The 20,967-nt window shown below is 34.3% G+C and carries 20 protein-coding genes, 3 tRNA genes and 1 pseudogene; 17 read left to right on the top strand and 7 right to left on the bottom strand.

The window, feature by feature from the left end; all coding sequences use genetic code 11:
- Positions 1-351 precede the first annotated feature (351 nt).
- Entirely contained in the window at positions 352-1,731 is a 1,380-nt protein-coding gene (locus ODZ84_RS13915) for a tetratricopeptide repeat protein (RefSeq protein ID WP_266172964.1), read from the top strand.
- A 57-nt stretch (positions 1,732-1,788) separates the two neighbouring features.
- Here ODZ84_RS13915 and ODZ84_RS13910 read toward each other — a convergent pair whose 3' ends face one another.
- From ODZ84_RS13910 to ODZ84_RS13900, 3 genes and pseudogenes are all read right to left on the bottom strand, one after another.
- Positions 1,789-2,679 carry a DMT family transporter gene (locus ODZ84_RS13910; protein WP_266172963.1) on the bottom strand — a complete coding sequence of 297 codons (891 nt, stop codon included), beginning with the start codon at positions 2,677-2,679 and terminating at the stop codon, positions 1,789-1,791.
- Positions 2,666-3,318, bottom strand: a pseudogene (gene aat, locus ODZ84_RS13905) (leucyl/phenylalanyl-tRNA--protein transferase). Before aat ends, ODZ84_RS13910 begins: the two are co-directional and overlap by 14 nt.
- A 62-nt stretch (positions 3,319-3,380) precedes the next feature.
- On the bottom strand, positions 3,381-3,758 hold the full coding sequence (locus ODZ84_RS13900) for a DUF3127 domain-containing protein (protein ID WP_266172962.1): 378 nt from the start codon (positions 3,756-3,758) through the stop codon (positions 3,381-3,383).
- A gap of 189 nt (positions 3,759-3,947) precedes the next feature.
- Here ODZ84_RS13900 and ODZ84_RS13895 point away from each other — a divergent pair.
- From ODZ84_RS13895 to ODZ84_RS13885, 3 genes are all read left to right on the top strand, one after another.
- Positions 3,948-4,029 (top strand) — tRNA-Leu (locus tag ODZ84_RS13895).
- Positions 4,030-4,035: 6 nt separating this feature from the next.
- A tRNA-Gly gene (locus ODZ84_RS13890) sits at positions 4,036-4,111 on the top strand.
- 6 nt (positions 4,112-4,117) lie between these two features.
- A tRNA-Leu gene (locus tag ODZ84_RS13885) sits at positions 4,118-4,201 on the top strand.
- Positions 4,202-4,311: 110 nt separating this feature from the next.
- On the opposite strand, the gene ODZ84_RS13880 is transcribed toward ODZ84_RS13885, so the two are convergent.
- Positions 4,312-5,256: an ISAon1 family transposase gene (locus tag ODZ84_RS13880; protein WP_266172842.1), complete on the bottom strand. Its 945-nt coding sequence runs from the start codon at positions 5,254-5,256 to the stop codon at positions 4,312-4,314.
- Between the two features lie 28 nt (positions 5,257-5,284).
- The gene (locus ODZ84_RS13875; RefSeq protein WP_266172843.1) at positions 5,285-5,638 is read right to left on the bottom strand and encodes an ISAon1 family transposase N-terminal region protein; all 354 of its coding nucleotides are present in this window, start codon (positions 5,636-5,638) and stop codon (positions 5,285-5,287) included.
- Positions 5,639-5,806: 168 nt separating this feature from the next.
- On the opposite strand from ODZ84_RS13875, the gene ODZ84_RS13870 reads away from it, so the two are divergent.
- From ODZ84_RS13870 to ODZ84_RS13845, 6 genes are all read left to right on the top strand, one after another.
- Positions 5,807-6,964, top strand: coding sequence for an RES family NAD+ phosphorylase (locus ODZ84_RS13870; RefSeq protein ID WP_266172961.1), 1,158 nt, complete (start codon positions 5,807-5,809; stop codon positions 6,962-6,964).
- A 170-nt stretch (positions 6,965-7,134) separates the two neighbouring features.
- The gene (locus ODZ84_RS13865) at positions 7,135-8,064 is read left to right on the top strand and encodes an ABC-three component system protein (protein ID WP_266172960.1); all 930 of its coding nucleotides are present in this window, start codon (positions 7,135-7,137) and stop codon (positions 8,062-8,064) included.
- Entirely contained in the window at positions 8,057-8,290 is a 234-nt protein-coding gene (locus tag ODZ84_RS13860; RefSeq protein WP_056215280.1) for an ABC-three component system middle component 8, read from the top strand. The genes ODZ84_RS13865 and ODZ84_RS13860 overlap by 8 nt, the downstream gene beginning before the upstream one ends.
- 3 nt (positions 8,291-8,293) lie before the next feature.
- The gene (locus ODZ84_RS13855) at positions 8,294-10,051 is read left to right on the top strand and encodes a DUF2326 domain-containing protein (protein WP_266172959.1); all 1,758 of its coding nucleotides are present in this window, start codon (positions 8,294-8,296) and stop codon (positions 10,049-10,051) included.
- A gap of 141 nt (positions 10,052-10,192) precedes the next feature.
- On the top strand, positions 10,193-10,816 hold the full coding sequence (locus ODZ84_RS13850) for a hypothetical protein (protein WP_266172958.1): 624 nt from the start codon (positions 10,193-10,195) through the stop codon (positions 10,814-10,816).
- Between the two features lie 32 nt (positions 10,817-10,848).
- Positions 10,849-11,745: a hypothetical protein gene (locus ODZ84_RS13845; protein ID WP_266172957.1), complete on the top strand. Its 897-nt coding sequence runs from the start codon at positions 10,849-10,851 to the stop codon at positions 11,743-11,745.
- Between the two features lie 299 nt (positions 11,746-12,044).
- On the opposite strand, the gene ODZ84_RS13840 is transcribed toward ODZ84_RS13845, so the two are convergent.
- Positions 12,045-12,494 carry a T9SS type A sorting domain-containing protein gene (locus ODZ84_RS13840; protein WP_266172956.1) on the bottom strand — a complete coding sequence of 150 codons (450 nt, stop codon included), beginning with the start codon at positions 12,492-12,494 and terminating at the stop codon, positions 12,045-12,047.
- 442 nt (positions 12,495-12,936) lie between these two features.
- Complete coding sequence (locus ODZ84_RS13835) at positions 12,937-14,793, bottom strand: alkaline phosphatase family protein (RefSeq protein WP_266172955.1); 1,857 nt, start codon at positions 14,791-14,793, stop codon at positions 12,937-12,939.
- A 201-nt stretch (positions 14,794-14,994) separates the two neighbouring features.
- Here ODZ84_RS13835 and ODZ84_RS13830 point away from each other — a divergent pair, with 201 nt between their 5' ends.
- The 7 genes from ODZ84_RS13830 (at position 14,995) to ODZ84_RS13800 (ending at position 20,729) form a co-directional block, all read left to right on the top strand.
- Positions 14,995-15,150: a hypothetical protein gene (locus ODZ84_RS13830; protein WP_266172954.1), complete on the top strand. Its 156-nt coding sequence runs from the start codon at positions 14,995-14,997 to the stop codon at positions 15,148-15,150.
- Positions 15,151-15,193: 43 nt separating this feature from the next.
- Complete coding sequence (locus ODZ84_RS13825; protein ID WP_266172953.1) at positions 15,194-16,081, top strand: hypothetical protein; 888 nt, start codon at positions 15,194-15,196, stop codon at positions 16,079-16,081.
- The gene (locus ODZ84_RS13820; RefSeq protein ID WP_266172952.1) at positions 16,078-16,887 is read left to right on the top strand and encodes a GLPGLI family protein; all 810 of its coding nucleotides are present in this window, start codon (positions 16,078-16,080) and stop codon (positions 16,885-16,887) included. Before ODZ84_RS13825 ends, ODZ84_RS13820 begins: the two co-directional genes overlap by 4 nt.
- A gap of 148 nt (positions 16,888-17,035) precedes the next feature.
- Complete coding sequence (locus ODZ84_RS13815; RefSeq protein WP_266172951.1) at positions 17,036-17,740, top strand: response regulator transcription factor; 705 nt, start codon at positions 17,036-17,038, stop codon at positions 17,738-17,740.
- A gap of 3 nt (positions 17,741-17,743) precedes the next feature.
- Positions 17,744-19,156 carry a sensor histidine kinase gene (locus tag ODZ84_RS13810; RefSeq protein ID WP_266172950.1) on the top strand — a complete coding sequence of 471 codons (1,413 nt, stop codon included), beginning with the start codon at positions 17,744-17,746 and terminating at the stop codon, positions 19,154-19,156.
- Between the two features lie 208 nt (positions 19,157-19,364).
- Positions 19,365-19,859, top strand: a complete 495-nt coding sequence (locus ODZ84_RS13805) for a hypothetical protein (RefSeq protein ID WP_266172948.1) — start codon at positions 19,365-19,367, stop codon at positions 19,857-19,859.
- Positions 19,860-19,889: 30 nt separating this feature from the next.
- The gene (locus ODZ84_RS13800; protein WP_266172947.1) at positions 19,890-20,729 is read left to right on the top strand and encodes a YoaK family protein; all 840 of its coding nucleotides are present in this window, start codon (positions 19,890-19,892) and stop codon (positions 20,727-20,729) included.
- Positions 20,730-20,967: the final 238 nt, after the last annotated feature.

Genomic DNA, 20,967 nt, shown 5'->3' with positions numbered 1-20,967 from the left:
TATCCGTTTCCGGGAATTCAGGAACATTCGCGGCAGCTGTTAACGGAGATTAAAAATAGATAAAGAAAGAGTTTAAGTAAAAAATATCAGAAAGGTTTACAGTAGAGATATTTCAGGCTAAGACGATTAATTGTGTTAATTTAACAATAACTCCTCTTTATTTTTCCGGAATAATTTGATTCTTATCTTCTTTTCACTATCTTTAAGATAGAAATTTACAAAGATATATGTCAAAAAAATTTCGCAACTTTGCATACGTTTTGAATGATAAATTTCAGAATTAATATTAATTAATAAGTTTGTCGAGGTTTGTAAGCATATTCGAACATTGGCTGACGAGGGAAAAAAGTATTGGAAGAATATTTTGGAAATGAACTTGTAAAAAAGTTCGAGGAAATGATGGAAAACAATGATGAATTCTACTTTGATACAGAAGAGTTGGAAGATATCATTGTTTATTATCTGGAGCTTGGAGATTTTAATTATGCTGATACAGCAGTAAATTACGGTCTGAAGCTTCATCCCAATTCTCTGGATATCAAGATAAAAAAACTTGAAATTCTTCTGGAGTGGGAAGATTATAATACGGCAAAAGAACTTATCAGTGAGTTAAAGGGTTCCTCAATGGAGAATACCGACTTCCTGGTATGCTATGCGAAGTATTATTCGAATTTAGGAAATCCTAAAAGATCCATAGAAATTTGTAAAAAAGCACTGGAACTGAAAGAAGAAGAAAACTTCCTTCACAATTTCATTGCCGATGAATATGTTAATTTAGGAGATCCTTTTAACGCTCTTAAACATTACAGGAAAGCACTGAAAGAAGACCCCACCGATGAGTATTCGCTGGAAAACAGTATGATCTGCTTTGCTGATCTTAATAAGAGCGATGAGGCCATTGCGTTTCTTAACGAATACCTGGATGACTTTGCCTATTCGGAAGTCGCTTGGTTTGAATACGGACAGTTTTATTTCAACAGAAAAAACTATGAGGAGGCCATAAAAGGGTATGATTATCTTTTGGCCATTAACTCAAGCTCTGTGGGAGTATATGCTAATAAAGCTGCCTGCTATGAAGCATTAGGACAGTACCAGAAAGCCATTGAAGTTTATGAAGAAATGTTGGAGCTTGAATATACGAAAGCTTTTACATTCTATAAAATAGGACTTTGTTATAAAGCCTTAAAACAGCCGATCGTTGCTTTAAATGCTTTCCAGAAATCGCTAAGGGAAGATCCTCAGTTTTATCTGTCGATGATGGAACAGTCTTATCTTTATGAAGAGATGGGCGGCATGTCTGAAGCATTGCACTTTGCAAAAGAAGCTACCCATTTAAACGAAAATAACCTCGATTATCAGAAAAGACTTGCGTTTTTATTTATCGACTCCGGAAAATTTGAAGAAAGTCTTTCCTGTCTTAAGAAATTAGTGGATGCAGAGCCGTCGAGATTTTATAACTGGTATGCTTTTTCGGAAGTGTTGATGTTGCTGGGTGAATATGAAGAGGCGGTTACTATTTTATACAGTGCCTTAAAAGAACATGACCGGGCAGAATTGTACTACCAGCTCAGCAATTGTTATTTTAATTTAAAAGATCAGGAAAAAGGGGCCGAATCCCTTCAGAAAGCTTTAGAATTAGACCCTTCTCTGGCTACAGATATGCAGAAAAAATATCCCTACATCAAAGATGAGGTGAAAAAGGTCAAGGCAAAAGTGAAAAAGAAAAATTAGTCATTTATCACTCATTCAGATGGTAAAAAAAAGATAAAATCCTGCCGCAATGCAGGATTATTTTTTTATAGCAGCCGGCCGGGCTCTTAAAAATATCAGTCCGGCAATGATAATACCTGCTCCGATAAATTGTAAAACGCTAAGTTTTTCACCGTCCAGAAGACCCCAGATGATAGCGACAATCGGCATCAGAAGGGTAACAGTAGATGCAAATAGGGGAGTGGAAACTTTTAACAGCCGGTAATTCATCATCATAGCCAGTCCGGTCCCGAATACAGAAAGCAGACCTACAAACATCAGGCCTGTCAAATTATTTTCACTAAAACTAAAGGTGGAGAAGAATCCTGTAAAGCATAAAGCAACTAATGAGGGGAAAAATAATACGAAAGAAAAAACAAAAGCCGATAAGACTGTTGAGGAAACATCCATTAATTTAGATTTTACGGTCGTTGTGCTCAACGCATAACATAAAGTAGCCAGTAGTAATAATAAAATGGGAATCAGTTTAAATTTTCCGCCTTCCCCGTCACCGCCGAAGGCGAGTAAGCATACGCCTGCAAAGCTTATTAAGGTCCCTGTCATCTGTCGCTTTGTTGTTTCAAACTTCCAGATCAGGGCACCGACAATAATTACAAAAATGGGCATCATGGAATTGATGATTCCTGCAATGCTGCTGCTGACTTCCGTTTCGGCAATCGGAAACAGAAACATCGGAATAAAATTTCCCGTAAACGCAGCCAGCAAAAGCCATTTTAGATGTTTTTTAGGAAACAGTTTATATTTTGAAATGGCAATAGGCATTAAAATTATTCCGGCGATCAAGACCCTTAATGCGCCAACCTGATAGGGGCTGAAATGTTCCAGTGATTTTTTTATCAGGATAAAAGACGATCCCCAGATGAGACTCAGGACGACCAGAAGAATCCATTTTTCTCTATCTGCGTTCATTATTTTTATGTAAAATTTTTAGAAATTCTATTTTAGGAATCATTTTTGCGCCCAGGCTTTCCAAATGCTCCGTATGAGACTGGCAGTCAATTAATTCTATGGTGTCTTTGTTATTTTCAACAAAGTAAATAAATCCTGCTTTTGAAGCATTGCTCACTTTTGCAAACATACTTTCCCCACAGAAAACGTGACCGATCTGAAGACCATAAAATCCACCCACCAGCTCATCGTTTTGCCAGACTTCAATACTTCTGGCCAGCCCATATTCGTGGAGCTGAATGAAAGTTTCCATGAGTTCATCCGATAACCACGTTCCTGTTTGGCCCTTTCTGTTTGCCTGCTGACAGTTTCTGATAACTTCCCTGAAGTTTTTATTCTCAGAAAAGGTGAAAATACCACGCTGAAGTATTTTTTTCATGGATTTTGAAATCTTCAATTCGGCTGGATACAGCACAAAACGCGGATCCGGGCACCACCAAAGAATCTCCTCCCCGGGTTATACCAGGGGAAAATTCCCAGTTGATAAGCAAACCAGATTCTTTCTATAGAAAGATCGCCACCGAAAGCGATCAGTCCGTCGTGGCCATCGTAAATTTCCGGATCCGGGAACGAAATCTCGCTTTCTTCTAATCGAACCATTTTTTAAGGAAAAAAAATCCCACTTAAGAAAGCAGGATTATATTTCAAGTATTTTCTTCTCATTAGAAAGGTAAATCATCGTCATCGTCTCCGGCAAACGGATTTTCGTTGGATACAGGAGATGAAGATTGTGACGGTGCAGCCTGCGTAGGCTCTGAACCGTTATCGAATACCTTTTCTACCCTCCACCCTGTAATGGAGTTGAAGTATTTTGTTTCGCCCTGAGGAGAAACCCATTCTCTTCCTCTGATGTTGATTCCGACCTTTACATTTTCCCCTTCCTTCAGATTATCCAATAATCCGATCTTATCAGACAAAAATTCAATGTTTATCGGCTGAGGATACTGTTCCTGCGTCAAAATCACCATTTCTCTTTTCTGGAAACCGCTCGCAAAAGTCTGAGCATCAAATATTTTCTTTACCGTTCCTTGTAATTCCATATCATAATAATTAACGATGTAAAAGTAAGAAAATCAATCGTAATAAAGACTACGGGAGAAAAAAAATGTAAAAAAATTAATTTTTTTTTCTAAAAAGTTTGGAACTAAAAGAATTTATCCTATCTTTGCACCACTGAAAACGGAAAACGAAACAAGTTCTTTAGAAAATAAGTTTTCAGAATAAACAACGCGGATGTGGTGTAATTGGTAGCCACGCCAGACTTAGGATCTGGTGCCGAGAGGCGTGGGGGTTCGAGTCCCTTCATCCGCACAGTATGCGAAAATAGCTCAGCTGGTAGAGCACAACCTTGCCAAGGTTGGGGTCGCGGGTTCGAATCCCGTTTTTCGCTCCACGCCATGCCCTGGTGGTGGAACTGGTAGACACGCAGGACTTAAAATCCTGTGCCTCTTTTGGCGTGCGGGTTCAAGTCCCGCCCGGGGTACTTTAAAAAGCTGATAATTTTAGATTATCAGCTTTTTTTGTTTATTCGGTGTCCTTATTTGTTAATTTTTTACGTAGAGTGTTTTTGGGATCATGAACAAAAGTTGGGGACTATGCAAAAAGTTGAGAGAGTCTGAACAGGAAAAATGCTTTGTCTTTTACTCCCCGAAGCTGTAATCTGAAGTTTTTAATTTTAGCATTAAAAGATTCTGCCGAAGCGTTGGTACTTCTTCTGTCGAAAAAGTTTAAGATGCCGCTGTAATGATTCATTATTGTTTTTCTTAAAACTGAGAATGATTTAAAACCTGATGTTTCAACATCCCTGAACCAATGCGCTAACTTTGTCATGGCAATAGATTTGGGAATATTCTGATTGTAAATCTTTCTTAATCCATCCGATAACCCATATGCCTTCTTTAAATCAGGATATTCTGTAAATAAAATTTCAGCTCTCTGCATTTGAGAAGGCGTCCACTTTTCCCTGCTTTTGTAGAGTAAATACCTGCTTCTTGCCAGAAGCTGTTTGCGGGTATCACCGTTTTCAAACGTTTCTATCTCAATAGGCTCCCTGTTTTTCTTTGCTTCATCGAGCAGGCTATTTTCCCATTCTATAGCTTCCCAACGGTAGTTGATCCTTAATTCCTGAAGGGCTTCAGTGGCGAGCTTCTGAACATGGAACCGGTCTATGACCTTAATAGCATCAGGGAAACAGCGTTTGGCAATAAGCTTCATAGACCCGGCCATATCAAGGGTAATTTCCTTTACATTTTTGCGAAGCTTCCTGTTTATTTTCAGAAGCTGCTCAATGACCTCTTCACTCTGTGTACCTTTGATAATGGCAACAATACTGCCTTTCCTGCCTTTTGCTTTTTTGGAAGTAAGAACCGTGTATAATTCTCCCTGGGAAAGAGCAACTTCATCCAGAGACAGAGAAGAGGAGCAATTTTCCGGATAAAGAATCCAATCTTCCGCATGGGGCTTTTGGAGCCAGTCTTTGAACCCGCTTAATGATTTTTTGTATTGCCTGCGGAATGTCTTTCCCTGTACCCCATACATCTCACCGATGGTTTCTAAGGGAAGGGCTTTAGTATCGGCTGATTTTTTTTAAGAACTCCGCAAAGTCCTTTGTCATGCGGGTTCCAACGGCAATGAGATTCCAGTCTCTCTGCAGGATCTTACCAGATTTTATATCGGTCCATCTTCTTCGTCTGATGTGAAGTTTTACAGGTTTTCCACGGAGAGGAAAGTCATTAACCGTGATTTCTTCATGAAAGCCTTTGGATTGTAGATGCAAAGAGGAAAGCTCTTTGGGAACAGTATTTTTTTCCTCAAAATAAAGATGAAGCAATCCTTCTTTTTCTTCAAAATGGGTAATATCAAAGTATTCAACCAGATATTCCGGTAACAGTAATTTTAATAATTCTTTCTCAGATGACATCTGGTAAAATTACATTTATTAATTTTTCTCCCCAACTTTTTATACTGATCCATTATAAATGCAAGTAGAATTTATTTTCATTTTTTACGGTAATCCATAATAGGAGAAAATTGAATGTAACTATATTTGTAATGCATATATTAATCTCTAAAATGTATATTTCGAACTATGGATGAAAATTTTTTTTTATGTAGTAATTGTTGTAAAGATGAGTCATTAAAAAATTATGTTTTAATCAACTCTAATAAAAATTCATTTCCATGCACAATTTGTTTATCTAATAATTATAATATAGATGTAACAATTAACGAAAAATTTAATAGATTTTGCAGATTTTTAATTAGATATCATTTTCCAGAGTATATATATAATTCACGATGGGGTGGAGAGGATTTTCCACTTCCATTTTATATGCAGAACAGTATAATCAATCATGAATTTGCAGATAAAATATCTAGAGAAGAAGAAATAGATCAATTTATAGATACACTATTTGATTTAAATGAATATCCTTTTGATGACTTATATTATGGGTATGACGATACTGGAAGGGGTTTGTTTTCTTATTCTTTAAAAGAAAATGGTTCAAAATATTGGCATAAATATAAACCAGAATTACAAAAAAAGAATCATTACCTTTTAATAAATGAAGCTTCTTTAATATTCAAACAAGCTTTTGAAGATAATAAATACACCTTGCTCTCCGGCACTCTATTGTACAGAGCTAGAATAGGATACAAAGAAGAAAAAATAGAAGAAGAATTTTCAGTTAAAATAAAAAAAGCTTTCGAAAAAGATTCAATCTCGTCTCCCCCAATTTTTAAATCAACTTCGGGTAGGTTGAACAGGCAAGGAGTTTCTTACTTATACCTGGCTTCTAGTGAAGGAGTGGCTTTAGGAGAGGTTAGACCACAACCAGGGCATTATGTTTCTATAGGTTGCTTTGAAAACTTGGACGATCTTAAAATGGCAGATTTAAGATTTATAAATTTGTATGATCATTTTGATGATAAAGAAAGTTTAAAAAAATATCTTTTTCTCAAAGACATTTCAGATGAATTATGTTCTCCTATTCTCCCAGAGATGAATGAACAATATTTGATAACTCAATTTATTTCTGATATTATTAGAGATTTAGAGTATGATGGAATTTTATTTAAAAGTTCTGTTTATGAAGGTTATAATGCACTTATTTTTGATTCTTCTAAATTTAAATATACTTCGAAAAACTCATCATTAGTTAAAATAAAGAGTTTAGAGTATTTAACAGAGGCTGTTATTTATGATGACAATGCTTTTACGGGGTTACCTGAAGAAAGAAAATAAAAAAAAGTATAACCGTGAGTAGTAAATATTAATGAGAACATCAAAACTGATTAATCATAATAAAACCAAAATTTGAGATCTATTTAGATAAGAACTATTGTCATTTGATAGACTCATACTTATTAAATCATCTTATTATCATTGATTTCTTTAATTATATTTGAAACTTTATGAGAAAATATCCCTTACATTATTTAAATGATACCGAATTTGAAAATTTAGCTACATTGATTTGTAAAAAAATTCTCGGAGAGGCTGTTATTCCTTTTACGAAAGGTACGGACGGGGGAAGAGATGGTAGATTTCACGGAAAAGCAAATTGTTTTCCAAGCACAACAGAACCTTGGGATGGAAAAATAGTTATTCAGGCAAAACATACAACAAAGGAGAATACAAGTTGTTCTGATAGTGATTTTCAAAAGATTCTTAAGAATGATGTAGTTCCTGCAATTGAGCGTTTGAAAGGTGTAAAAAAGGTAGAGTATTATATGCTTTTTACAAATCGCAAATTAACAGGTAAGCAAGATGAGAAAATTGAAAATTTAATTGATGAAAATACAGGCATTACAAATATTGTTATTGCAGAAGAGAAAATACAACAGTGGTTACAAGCCTATCCTGATATAGTTAAAGAAGCAAAATTACAGAGTTTGTTAACGCCATTACAGTTTGATGAGCAGGACTTAAAAAACGTCATTATTGAATTTCACAAAACCATTCCCGATACTAGTATAGCAGGAAAAAGTGAAGAAGATTTTACTTATGTGGCAATAGAACGTAAAAATGAGATTAATGCTTTAAGTCAAGATTATTTTGATGAAATAATTAAAAAGAATTACACATATTTTGATTTTATTCGAGATTTTTTGAAAGATCCAATCAATAAATCTTTAAAAGAAATTTATGATGATACAATAGATGATTTAAATGCCAAAATTGTAATCAATAGAAGTGCATATAATGCTTTTGAACATCTGTTGGAAGAATTATATGATTATGTAATTACTAATAATTCTGAATTAGCAGGAAAGAAAAGATTAATTCGTCTATTTTTGCACTATATGTATTGCACTTGTGATATAGGTAAAAAAGATGCTTAAACCAGACAAACATACAGATATAAAATATTCAGTTGTATATCTTTCTGCTATTATGTTGAAAGAAATACAGCTGAGTGGTATTATTAAGTACGATGAATTAAAAAATATCTTAATGCAAAAAATAGGAAACAAAGCAAATGAGAATTTTGAGCAAGCACTTTCTTTTTTATATCTTTTGGATAGAATTCACTATTTAAAGGAACTTGATTCTATCAAACAAAACTAGATAATGAAATTAGTCAAAATATACGCTAACAAAAATCTTAAGAACATTGAGTTTAATCCAAAATTCAATGTAGTATTGGCTACTATCAATGATAAATTAAATAAAAAAGACACTCATAACCTAGGAAAGACATCTTTAATACACGTAATCAATTTTATTCTTTTAGGTTCTTTCAATAAAAAAATATTTGAAAATGATATTTTCAGAGGTGTTATATTTTATGGGGAGCTAAAGTTGAATAATGGACAATACCTTACCATAAGAAGGGAAATAGATACTAATACGAAAATTTCATTTAAGATCGATGACAATAAAAGTCAAAACTTTAATCCTCCTATTATTTGGGATGAAGAAAATCTTCCTTTCGACAAGTCTAGAAAAAAATTAAATGAATATTTGGGATTTGATGTTGTTATAAATTTTGACTATCGAAAAACTATTACATATTTTTTAAGAACACAACAAGATTTTCTTGACGTCTACAAATTGGACAAGTTCAAAGGAAAACATATTGATTGGAAACCTTTTGTATTTGAGCTCCTGGGATATGACAGTAATTTGATAATTAAAAAACTATCATTAGAGGATGATATTGAAAAGAAAAAAGGAATTATAAAAGTTCTGAAAGAAGAAGCTCGCATAAACATTGAAGACAAAGATAAATTAGAAGGTTTGCTTGATATTAAAAAACAGGATTTAGAAGTAGCATTACACACTATTGATAAATTTAATTTTTTTGAACAGGACAAAAGCCTTAACAAAGAATTGATTGAGCAAATAGATAATAAAATACAACTCTTGAACACAGAGCGTTATCGCTTGGATTATGAAGTCAACAAGCTTGAAGAGTCTTTGTCCCATTTAAATCTAAATATTAAAATTCAGGATTTAGAAGAATTATATAGAGAAACTGAACTTTATTTTCCTGAGGTTTTAAAGAAAGACTATTCAGACTTAATAAAATTCAATGAAGCAATATCTATAGACAGAAAGAAATATCTAAATGAAAATTTAGAAGATTTAAAGACACAGATTACTGCTGTAAATAAAGAACTTAAAAGCCTTGAAATTGATAAAAGTGATAAGCTTGCATTTCTGACTGAGAAAGATAGTTATGAAAAATTTAAATCATACCAAAAAAAGCTTTCTAAATTAGAAGCAGAAATTAGTAGAATTTATGATAAGATAAAAGCTGTTGACCAATCTTTGGAAATCGATGAACAAATTCAGGGAATACATTTGCAGGTCGAAAATGCGGTAACAGCGATTAGGGAGGCTGTGAGCAAAAGAAAGCACGCAGAGATAAACAGAATTTTCAATAATATTATTGTTGATATTCTCGGAACCAATGCTTTAATATCAATACAGCTGAACAAGCAAGGAAATGTAGAATACAGTGCTGATTATCAAAATCCAGCCGATCTATTAACTACTTCTGAATCACAGGGTACTACATATAAAAAAATACTTTGTATGGCTTTTGATTTGGCTCTATTAATTCACTATCGTAAAAATTCTTTTTATAGATTTGCTTATCACGATGGAATTTTAGAAGGGCTCGATGATCGTATAAAAATCAAATTATTGAACAAGGTAAAAAGCATCTGTGATGAATATGATTTACAATACATCCTATCATTGATTGATTCGGATATACCTACTGATGAAAAAGGGGAAAAATATATTTTCACGCATGATGAAATTTGCTTGGAGCTAAATGACCGAGATGATTTAGGAAAACTTTTCCTTCATAGTTTTTAATTTATATTTAAATATTAAATATAAATTTTTAGGAATATTCTAATCTTCTAAAATGATTTATAAGAGGGGGTATTCTTCAATTCATAGTGATATCTGTATTGAAAAGATTTGTAAAGATAATAACATTCAAAAACTAATATTATGAATTTAGATTTAACATGGACAAGTTTTGATGACAATCAACAGAAAGTCATAAAAGAATATTGTGCACTTTTACTTGACCAAGGATTTAACAATAGTGAAACGAATTTTTTCACATTGTATAATCAAGATAGTTCTTATATAATCATTAATATTTTGAAAGATCACATTTTTGTCAATAAACAGAGATGGATAAATTCAAAGTATAATTTTATTGAACCTCAATTGAATGCTGCAAAAACAGGAGCTCGATTCAAAGAAATTATAGACAACCTTATTTTAGCTAAAGAAGCGGATGAAGACAAAAACCTGGCATATTTTGAAACTGTAAAAAATATGATAACTAAATTGAAGGAAGAGCATGAATTTGCAGATCTTTATGATTTCGATTGTCAGACTAATAGAATGAGAAAGTTGATAAAACATGAAGGATATAATAAAAGTACCTTCATTTTCAATTTCAATAAATTAAATATGATATTTATTTTCGAAGGAAATTCGGAGCATAAATCAAGTTATCTTCCAATTGAATCTCTTTTAAGTAATACAGTTGAAGAAAATATAGAAATACTTATGTCTTTCAATGGTATGGATAATTTTATAGGAGTTAATGGATTTTTTTAAAAGGCAAATGATTAGAAAAAAAAATCTATAAAATGTCACTAATTAATTTTCAATTTGGAGAGTTTGAAAGTAGCTCTCCGGGCTGGTTTGGTTGGCTATCACTCTTGTCAACACTCACTATAACAGTTTTAAGTATCTGGTTTGCATATTATTTAGGTGAAAGAACTTATAAACGGGATAAAAAAGATAAAGCTTCTGAGGAGGAAAGAAATATCAAATCTGAGAATGAATTGTTTATAAATAATCTACAGGAATTACAAAACAACGTTCAAGTACAAATTGGTTTTTTGAAAGAATATATAGAAAACAAAGATTTCAGATTAAAAATTAATCCTATACTTCAAGTAAATTTTTTAAAATTTATTAAAGTAAGAACTTTATACAATGAAAAATCTGATCAAGGAATAACAACTTTAAATCACCTGCTAGCTAGTTTGTATTCTAATGATACGATTTTGGAAAATTTGAGATCAGAACTAAATAACTTTATCTCAAAACATAATATTCATGAGACAAAATTTAAAAATGGGTATAGACAAATTTTGTACACAAAATTCTTTAAATTCTCTAACTTGAGAGCCGTTAATTATAGAGAAAATGCTGGAAGAATAGAATGGGCTTATAATGCTGATGATATATTTATGCAAGAATATTTTAAATTAACACAATCTGATATTGCAAATGATGACACATCAACAGCTGATCATAACAAAATTGATGCAAATTTTTTATTACCTATAATTGAATTATCAAAGAATCATGTTCCAAGAGATGCTATTGCGATAGAGGTTCTTGATATAGCAAATGATGCACATTCCGCTTATCTAGATATGCAAGCTCTTACTAATGCTCATTTTAATGTCATTAATAGTTATTTAACTACACTCGAAGATCTAAATGTTGAAATACAGGAATTTTCGACAGCGTAAAAAATCTCAAGAAATAAAAAATTTTGAACAAAGGAGCAACGAGTGACAAGCGTTTTGAAGAAACGAGCAGTCTGAAGAAGTGATGACTGAAAAATTTATTAATAGTTTGAAACCGTCAAAAATTGTTTTTTAAAGAAAATATACTATTTTTACCAACAAAAAAACAGGATTTATAAAATCTGAACAGCTTAACGGCAGGATTTCTAAAACCTGAACAGTTTTTTCTTTTTAAGTTGAAAATAAACTTATAAAAATCCATCTTCAAAATTGTTTGAGATGGATTTTTGTCTTAAAGATTACTAATTAACTATAAATTTATGGGTCATATTTTCTGTTTTAAGAAAATAGATACCTTCCAATAGATTATCTATTAATATTGAATTGCTTTTTAAGTTTGATTTATTAATCAGTCTTCCTTCACTATTATAAATAAGGATTTCATTTACCTTTTTATTAAGATACAAATATTCACCATTTTTAATTGGATTAGGATAAATTGAAAGCAGATAAAGAAATATTTTAGAAACCTTTTCTTCTATTCTTTGCAAATCATCATTAATAAGCTGGTAGTTATTATCAGTTTCTTTTTTTAAATTTGGTTTTACTCGGTGACCTGTCCAATGGTTTTCTAAAACAGTTAAACCTGTGTTTTTTCTAATTCTTATACCATCATTTCTAATAGTAAGTTGAATTGGAATTGAACCATTTTTATTAATCTTTTCCTTTCTTAATTCAAAAACTAACTTCATTCTGTATTTAAATTTATTAAAATAAAATAAAGGGTGGCTAAAAGGGTGGTTAAATTCAAATTGGTTTAAATTTGAAAAATTTATATTACCTAATTATTCTATATATCGAAGTTATTGAATATAAATCAATTAAAAAAAAATAAAAATTAAAGAAAATTATATAGTACCCCCGCCCGGGGTACTTTAAAAAGCTGATAATTTTAGATTATCAGCTTTTTTTGTTTATTCGGTGTCTTTATTTATTAATTTCATTGATCCTGAAAATGAAACTACAGGAAATCTGTTTTAACATATTCCGGTTAGCGATTCTCCTATCAGCATTGTATTGCAAAATAATTCGGGACTGGAGGCATCACTCATAAAAAAAGATATCAGAACTGGGACCGGATGATCTTTGTCCTGATATCAAAAATGAAAATCTATTACTTATTTATTGCTCAAACTATTTTTTTATAAAGGTTTTTGACAAAGATTTTGAAGGTCCGCTGATTTTAATAAAATAGATGCCACTGGCGAGACGGCCTGTATCGATTTTTTCATCATAATATCCATTACGAGACTTTATCTTTTTTAATAAAACAACTGATCCTTTTGAATCAATAATCTCCGTTTTCATTTCTTTATCTTCTGACCTGAACTGAATGTTGATGCTCTGTGAAGCAGGATTTGGAAATATTTTAAGATGATCATAGGTGGCCTCAGCCGTATCTGATGCAGATAAACTTCCGCTCTGACAGACAGGGATTCTGTTGACACCATCAATGCCCCATGACGACTGGACAGGAATGCAGAGCCAGTTCAAAACCGTCGGCAGATGGTCTGTTTCCCTGGGGGTGTTCAGGTAATTATAAATTTTAAATGTAGCCGAAGTATTAGCAGCGAAAGCCGGAGTACCGGTAATAACCGCATTGTTGTTGTGGGGGCTGGAATCAATTAATGTGTTCCCTAAAGCCTGGTCGCATGTATAATTGGCCAGTAACTGGTTGTAGTAGGGATGTGAAGGCGTAATACCCTGGTTTGCCCACTCGACAATAACGTCATTGGGCAGTGCCGAATTCCAGATCCTGATGTCTTTATAAGAAGCGGATAAGTTGAGATTATAAGTATTGGTCCCATCCTGGTTGATTGTTAAAGGAAGTCCGGAATCGATATTTCCAATGATATTCATTTTGGCAAAAGTTACGGGAACGCCATCCTCGTACATTGTGACCAATCCGTCTCTGTCAAAACTTACCGCGATATGTTTCCACTGGTTGGTTTCTGCTTTTCCGCCTGTAAGATCTATCCTGTTGGTTCCGTCACCGATATTCATCCTGAAGGTCTGTCCCGAGTATCCTGAAATGACAAAACCTTTGTTACTTCCGTTGTCCCAGTTTTTATTGCTCAGCATTACCGGATCGCTTGAATAGCCTGCGTTGGGTTTCACCCAGAATTCAATGGTGAAATCCTGGCTGGCACCGAAGTTAAAGGGCGCCTGATTGGCAGGTTTTGCATACGTCCCTGCCGGAAAACTCAACTGGCTGAATGTTTTGTTAGATTCCAGAACGGTTTTACTGATCTGCTGAGGGGTAAACCCCGGGTTGGAATATATGGTAAAAATATCTCGTTCAGAAAGATCTCCTCCGCCATGAGAGGTGTCTGTAGCACCATGGTCCGTCGTTAATACCACCAGCCAGTCTTCATCACTGTAGGTAGATCTCGCTTTCATCGCATTGACGATCTCACCGATATAGGTATCGGTAGTCTCTATGGATGAAACATACTGGGGCGTGTTGGCATTAAATCCATAGGAATGCCCGGAATGATCCACATCATCGAAATCAACAAATAAAATATCCGGATTGTCAGTCTGTAAAGCATTGACGGCTGCATTTTTTACTGCCAGATCACTGGCAAAATTAGTCTGTACATCTGCATTTTCAACAATCTTATCATTAATCATCGCCCAATGCGCCAGCGAAATAGTCCTTAAGTTGGGATTGTAGGTCTCTGCCCTTGTAAGAAAATCAGGGTAGTTGGCAAAATTAGGATTGCTGAAATTATTGTCCTGAACATGATGCTTGGTGTGCCAGACTCCCGTAAGCATCGTGCTCCATCCGTTTCCGCTCCAGGTTGTTGCGGCACAAAGCCCGTCCAGCGAATAGATAGACTGGCTGATCAGGCTGTGAATATTGGGCGTGTTGACGGACATCATAACATCCGGACGGCAACCATCAATACCGATAAATAGAACTTTTTTAGTCTGAGCTCCCATGAAGCAGCTTACTAAAACAATAAGTGAAAATAATTTCGTTTTCATAAATGTGATCGTTTTGGAAATTGTAAAAGTGAATTTAAATCTATAATGTTAGAATTAAATGACGATTTGTAAACATATGTGAACTTAACATGAATAATATGTGGTGTTAAATTTAATTAACTGGTAGTTAATGATTTATAATGCGACAATTCTCTTTAAAGAATGTTTTCAGCTTAAGAATGATGTTAAAAATATAGTCAAATGTATTTTTTTTACAGGGGTTGGCAATCTATGGTGGTGATCGTGGAATTGCCGGTTTTACGACTGCCACAGCTTACGACATTGGAAATAGAGATAATCAGCCACGGAAAGAAGATGTATGCAATGGAAACTTCTTTGGAATTATTATATTTGTGAAAACTAAAATAAACCCTTGTCTCATTTACATAAAATAAGCTTATTGTATTTAAATCGTAAAGTATACATTATTCTTTTCCTGCTTCTTTTTTTGTGGGGATCGGGTCAGAAAATATCGATTGAAAATAAAAATACTTCGGTAATCACACTTCGATACAATAATAACAAGGTTAAACTTAAAACGGGAGAAACCAAAACCATTACCGGTAAGGATCTTAATTTTCTCTATATTACCCTGAATGACGGAAAGAGTACAGAGCAGGCCTTACCCATTTTTCTTAACAGTGGGGAATCATTAGATCTTACTGTAAATGATTATAATGATGTTGATTTCAAGGGTGATAAGGGTGAGCTACATAAATTGATAGTCAATCAACAGCATACTATTCTGTACAAGAATGTTGTGAAATATCAGAATATCTTTTATTCAAAGAAAAACACCAAAGAACTCATCAATTTTTCTGAGCTTATACTTTCGGAATATCTGGCAAAAATAAGATCTATGAATGCTTCACCGCTTGGAAGGGAGGATGAAAGATACAAACGGATGGAAAAATATGCTGTTCAGGATTGGATTTCATCATTGTTTCTTTTTCTGACCGGCAAGAAAACACTTGACCATCAATCTAAAGAGTTGATGTTGTATTACTACAATACCTACATGGTAAAGGATATTGAAAATTTTGACTGTGATGTTAGATTCCAATATTCTAATCTGAGTGAACTGGCCAGATACAGCAGTCAGCTTGGTATTACTCTGCCAAAATATACCGTTATTGAAAATACCGGAGATGATCCTGTAAACCAGTATCTTCCTGAAAAATGTCAGGCCTATTATTTTAAAAATAAATTTAATTATTATAATAAAATTAATAGTGAAAATAAAGAATATTATCTTAAAGTATTAAAAGAAAAATTTAATAATAAATGACCATTCTCAAACTGAAATATTTATTTTTTATACTCTGTTTTGCGAGTGGATTTTTTGGGTTTTCACAAAACTATCAGATCTTATACAAAGTAAACTTTCACCCCAAAAAGGATAATACTGATCTCAAAACAGAATATATGCGTTTGGAAACCTCGGCTTCTAAAAGTATTTTCTACAATTTTAGCAATAAAGATGATTCAATGGCCGATGCGAAAGAAAATCGGGTGCCTTATCTGCGGTTTACAGTGATACAGGAAGATAAAAGATATTCTTATTACGGAAATTTTAATGACCTGTACTATGTTTTTAATGAACCTTTAAAAACCGGCTGGACGGTTAATAATAAAACTTCTGATTTTAGCGGTTATAAAGTTCAGGAAGCCAAAATAGAGCTGGATGGCAGAAAATGGACTGCCTTATTTTCTCCTGAAATTCCAATTTCAGCAGGACCCTACAAATTCTCCGGTTTGCCGGGTTTAATTCTGAAAGTATATTCTGAAGACGGAGACTATAGCTTTGAAATGATAGAACTTATAAAAAGCACTTCCTCAGGCTATGCCGAGACTTTCTCCAAGACAAAATATGTTAAAATAAGCAAGAAAAAGGCAGACACATTTATCTTCAATTTCTTGAAAGATCCGGGTTCCCAGAACTTTAAATTAGTTAATACTTCCGGAGATCAGTTTGATTATAAATTCAGCGGAAGCAGAGATGCTTCGTATAAGGACATGAATAATTATCTGAAAGATGTCATCCGGAAATACAATAATCCTATTGACGGAAAAATCTATATATTGATTTTCTGATAAGTGAGTCAATATAATCCATCAAAAACAGTCCGTTGACTTCCGTATTCTTTTTACGGTCTAATCGTTTCAATGTCTGTTATTCACTTCCGGTCGAAGCTGGTTATTCCCGAAATAATTTTCTATTTTTGTCTAATTCCTTATTTCAATGAAAAAAATTATTCTGATCGAAGATGAAACGAGCGTGGTCTCTTTTATAAAAAAAGGGCTCCAGGAAAACGGATATGAAATTTCCGTGGCTTTTGACGGGCGTACCGGTGTGAATCTGGTGCAGTCCAACGAATTTGATCTGGTAATTTTAGATATTATGCTTCCTGAAATGAACGGGTTGGATGTCTGTAAAGAGATCAGAAAAACCAATAAGCATGTCCCTATTTTGTTTTTAACAGCTTTGGGAGCTTCCGAAAATATTGTTCTCGGACTGGAAAGTGGAGGAGATGACTATCTGGTGAAGCCGTTTAAATTTATCGAATTGGTGGCCCGTGTAAAATCTTTGTTGAGAAGGAGTAATGGAAATATTCAGGAAGTTGAAGAGCCGGAAATTGATAATGAATATGTTTTTCAGTTTTCAGATCTGATCCTGAATGATTATACCAAAAAAGTTACCCGTGGAGGCGAGGAAATTTCTCTTACTTCCACAGAATATAAGCTTCTGATGTATTTCCTTAATAATCCTGAAAAAGTAATTTCAAGGGCTGAAATTTTAGACGCGGTATGGGGCGTTAATTATGAACTGGGAACCAACGTGGTGGATGTATATGTGAACTATCTGAGAAAGAAGTTAGATCATCATGATGATAATAAAATCATCCACACGGTGATAGGAATGGGGTATGTATTAAAAAAGCCGTAACGAATGTTTAATAAAGTGATCACCAATCAAACCAAAACGATGGTTCTCCTGATGTTGGTTTTTACTGCCATCATATTACTGTTTAGCGGTTTGGTTTATTTCTCCATCGTTAATTTTTCACACCAGCGGTTTTACGAATTGCTGAAAATCCGTACGACTACCATTATACAGATCGAAAAAAGCAAAGAAGATCTGGATCTGCCGGAAAATTATGTGCTCAACAGTCTCAATGATGAGGAACTGCCTATGGAAAAAGATTATGTGTTCGCGGTGCCTGCAGATTCCAATTTTAAGAAGATCTCTCATGAAGTGCATATTCCGGATTATTTCTTTAAGAGCATTGTAAGGAATGGCGAAGCCAATTATAATGATAAAGAATTTTATTATATCGGGCAGACTTTTAAATATGAGGATAAAGATTATATTGCCATTGCGTCAGCTAAAAACCACTACGTCGTTTATTATTTAGGTTTTTTAAAGAGAACTCTGATCACCTGTATCGTGCTTTCACTTTTCTTCAGTATGATCTTTTCTTTCTATCTGTCTAAAACCCTATTTAAGCCGATTTTAAAGATTACAGGAAAGGTAAAAGAGATAAGCTCTGAAAATCTTCATTTACGGTTGGAAGCTCAGCCGGATAACAAAGAACTTAACGAATTGGTGGATACCTTTAATGATATGCTGAACCGTATTGAGACCTCCTTTGAAACGCAGAACCACCTGATCGGAAATGTATCTCACGAACTGAGAACGCCTCTCACCTCTATCATGGGTGAAGCTGATGTTGCGCTTTCAATCGGCAGAACGGCCGGTGAATATAAAGAAACCCTGGAAGTCATTCTGGATGAAGCGGAAAAGCTTGATAAAAAGATCAAGGCACTTCTGATGATTGCCCAAACCGGCTTTGACGGGAAAATTCAGAAAATTGATAAAGTAAGAATCGACCAGCTGCTCTGGGACGTTATCGAAACATTGAGAAGGCTGGATTCAAGAAATAATATTTATCTGGATATAAGCATGCTGCCGGATAATCCGAAAAAACTGAAAGTTCAGGGAAATGAACAGCTTCTGCATCTTGCCGTGACTAATATTATTAACAACGGCTGTAAGTATTCCGACTTCCAGCAGGTTAAAGTTTCCCTGGGCGCGACGGATACAGATGTGTACATCATTGTAAAAGATTACGGCATCGGAATCCCGGAAGTGGAAATGAATAAAATATATGATCCTTTTTTTCGGGCTTCGAATACCAAAAATTACGAAGGATACGGAATAGGTCTTCCCCTGGCAAGAAATATTGTAAGAATGCACCACGGTGAACTGATCGTAAGTTCTCATGAAAACCAGGGAACAACCGTTCAGATGCGCTTTCCTAATTTTTACAGCACCATGCAGCAGGAAAGCAAAGAAGTATAATCGGTATTGTCAGCCTGCTCCGACGCAAGCTTTGCTTTAGGGTCTATTTCACCGGCTTCTTGAGTGATATTAACTCCTGTTAACAATTTTCTAATCTCATTCTAATCTCTTTAATCACATTTTAATTCTATTCCAAAGCCCTTTTAATTTGGTCATGATAGTTTTGTATTATCAAATTACGATAATACGGAACTAAATAATACATCATATGACCAGAAAAATTTTAATTGCCACAGATTACTCTCTTGAGTCATTGAATATATTAAAGAAAATACTCAAAGAGAAAGATACGAATGAAGACCCGAATCAGTATGACATTATGCTGGTTTCAGGATATGACATGGGAGATTCGATAAGAGATCTTCTCTTTACGACGAAGAGCACGGTTTTTAACAAAATAAAACCACAGGAATTTAACGAAGCTTTCGGAATCATAAAAAATAAATATCCTCACCTGATCAATAAGATCCTTTGCGATGTTTTTACGGGAAGTTTCCAGAGGGCCTTTAATAATTATGTAAAGGCAGAAAATATTGAAGAGGCATACTATTCGCCTTCGATTAAGAGCAAGGGAAAGGGCAAGTTCGACCTTATTCCCTACATTAAAAACTGTAAGGATCTGCCATCTTATGAAGTAAAGGTTGAGATTCCGGAAAAGCTTCCCGAAAGAGGAAGGTTGGCTGAGATTTTTGTTGAGGTCTAGAAAATAATCCATTATTTAAAAATTATTACAATGTTAAGGAATTATAGTAACAGCAGGACGTTGGGAGACAACATCAGATTGGGAACGCTGACTGCCTTTACGGCAGGTACTATAAATATAGCATCCCTATTAATATTTCTCTCTTTTACGTCAAACGTGACAGGGCACTATGCTATCCTGGCAGCAGAGATCAGTAAAGGAAACTGGACGCAGGTAGCGGTGGTAGGACTTTGGATCTTCCTTTTCTTCTTCGGAAGCTTCGTATCGAATTTTATTGTCATTAATTTCAATAAAAAAAGCAAATATTTTGCTCATTCGATGCCTATTGTGCTGGAGATCATCTGTTTGTTGTTTGTAGGAGTATACGGGCAGTTTTTCTACCAGAAAACACTGGAAGAAACGGAATACCTGGTCGCATTGATGCTGTTTGCCACAGGTCTTCAGAATGGTCTCACGGCAAGTATCTCCAATTTCTCCGTGAAGACGACCCACCTTACGGGGACCACCACCGACCTTGGAATTCTGTTTTCCATGTTTACGCAGAAGAAATTCAGGAAGAACGGGGAACTGATCGGAAGAGCCAAACTTTTATCAAGTATCATGGTTGCCTATGTTTTTGGTGCAGTGTTCTCCGGGCTGACTTATTATTACCTGGAATTCAGAGTATTTTACGTCATTAGTCTCTGTCTCTTAGTCGTGATCGGGTATGATGCCTATAAAATTCACATCAGACACTTCAACACCCAGTACAGGTACAGCAAAATTTACAAGAAGCCAAATCTAATGGCCTACCTGTACGATAAAATTCATGGAGTTCCTGAACTTAAAACAAAAAGAGAAAAAAAGCGCAAGCTTGTATTCGATGAATAGATATTCTGATGAGTACATGATCATCAGACCATACTAAAAGATATAAATATCAGTATTAATTTTGTGTAAACTAGCTGTGAAACACCCCTTCTCTGTCATGGAAAAGGGGTGTGCTTTTAAAAGACAGGGAAACAAAAGGGTCATTTTCCAAACTTAAACGGATCCTGATAATGGGGATAAAGTGGTCAAAATGTTGATAATTAAATTTTAATTCACCGTTTTAAAGTTTTAATTCCGG

This window comes from Chryseobacterium fluminis, assembly GCF_026314945.1.
Taxonomy (GTDB): Bacteria; Bacteroidota; Bacteroidia; order Flavobacteriales; family Weeksellaceae; genus Chryseobacterium; species Chryseobacterium fluminis.
The sequence above is the reverse complement of the archived record's forward strand: the minus strand, read 5'-3'. Positions and strand labels throughout refer to the sequence as shown.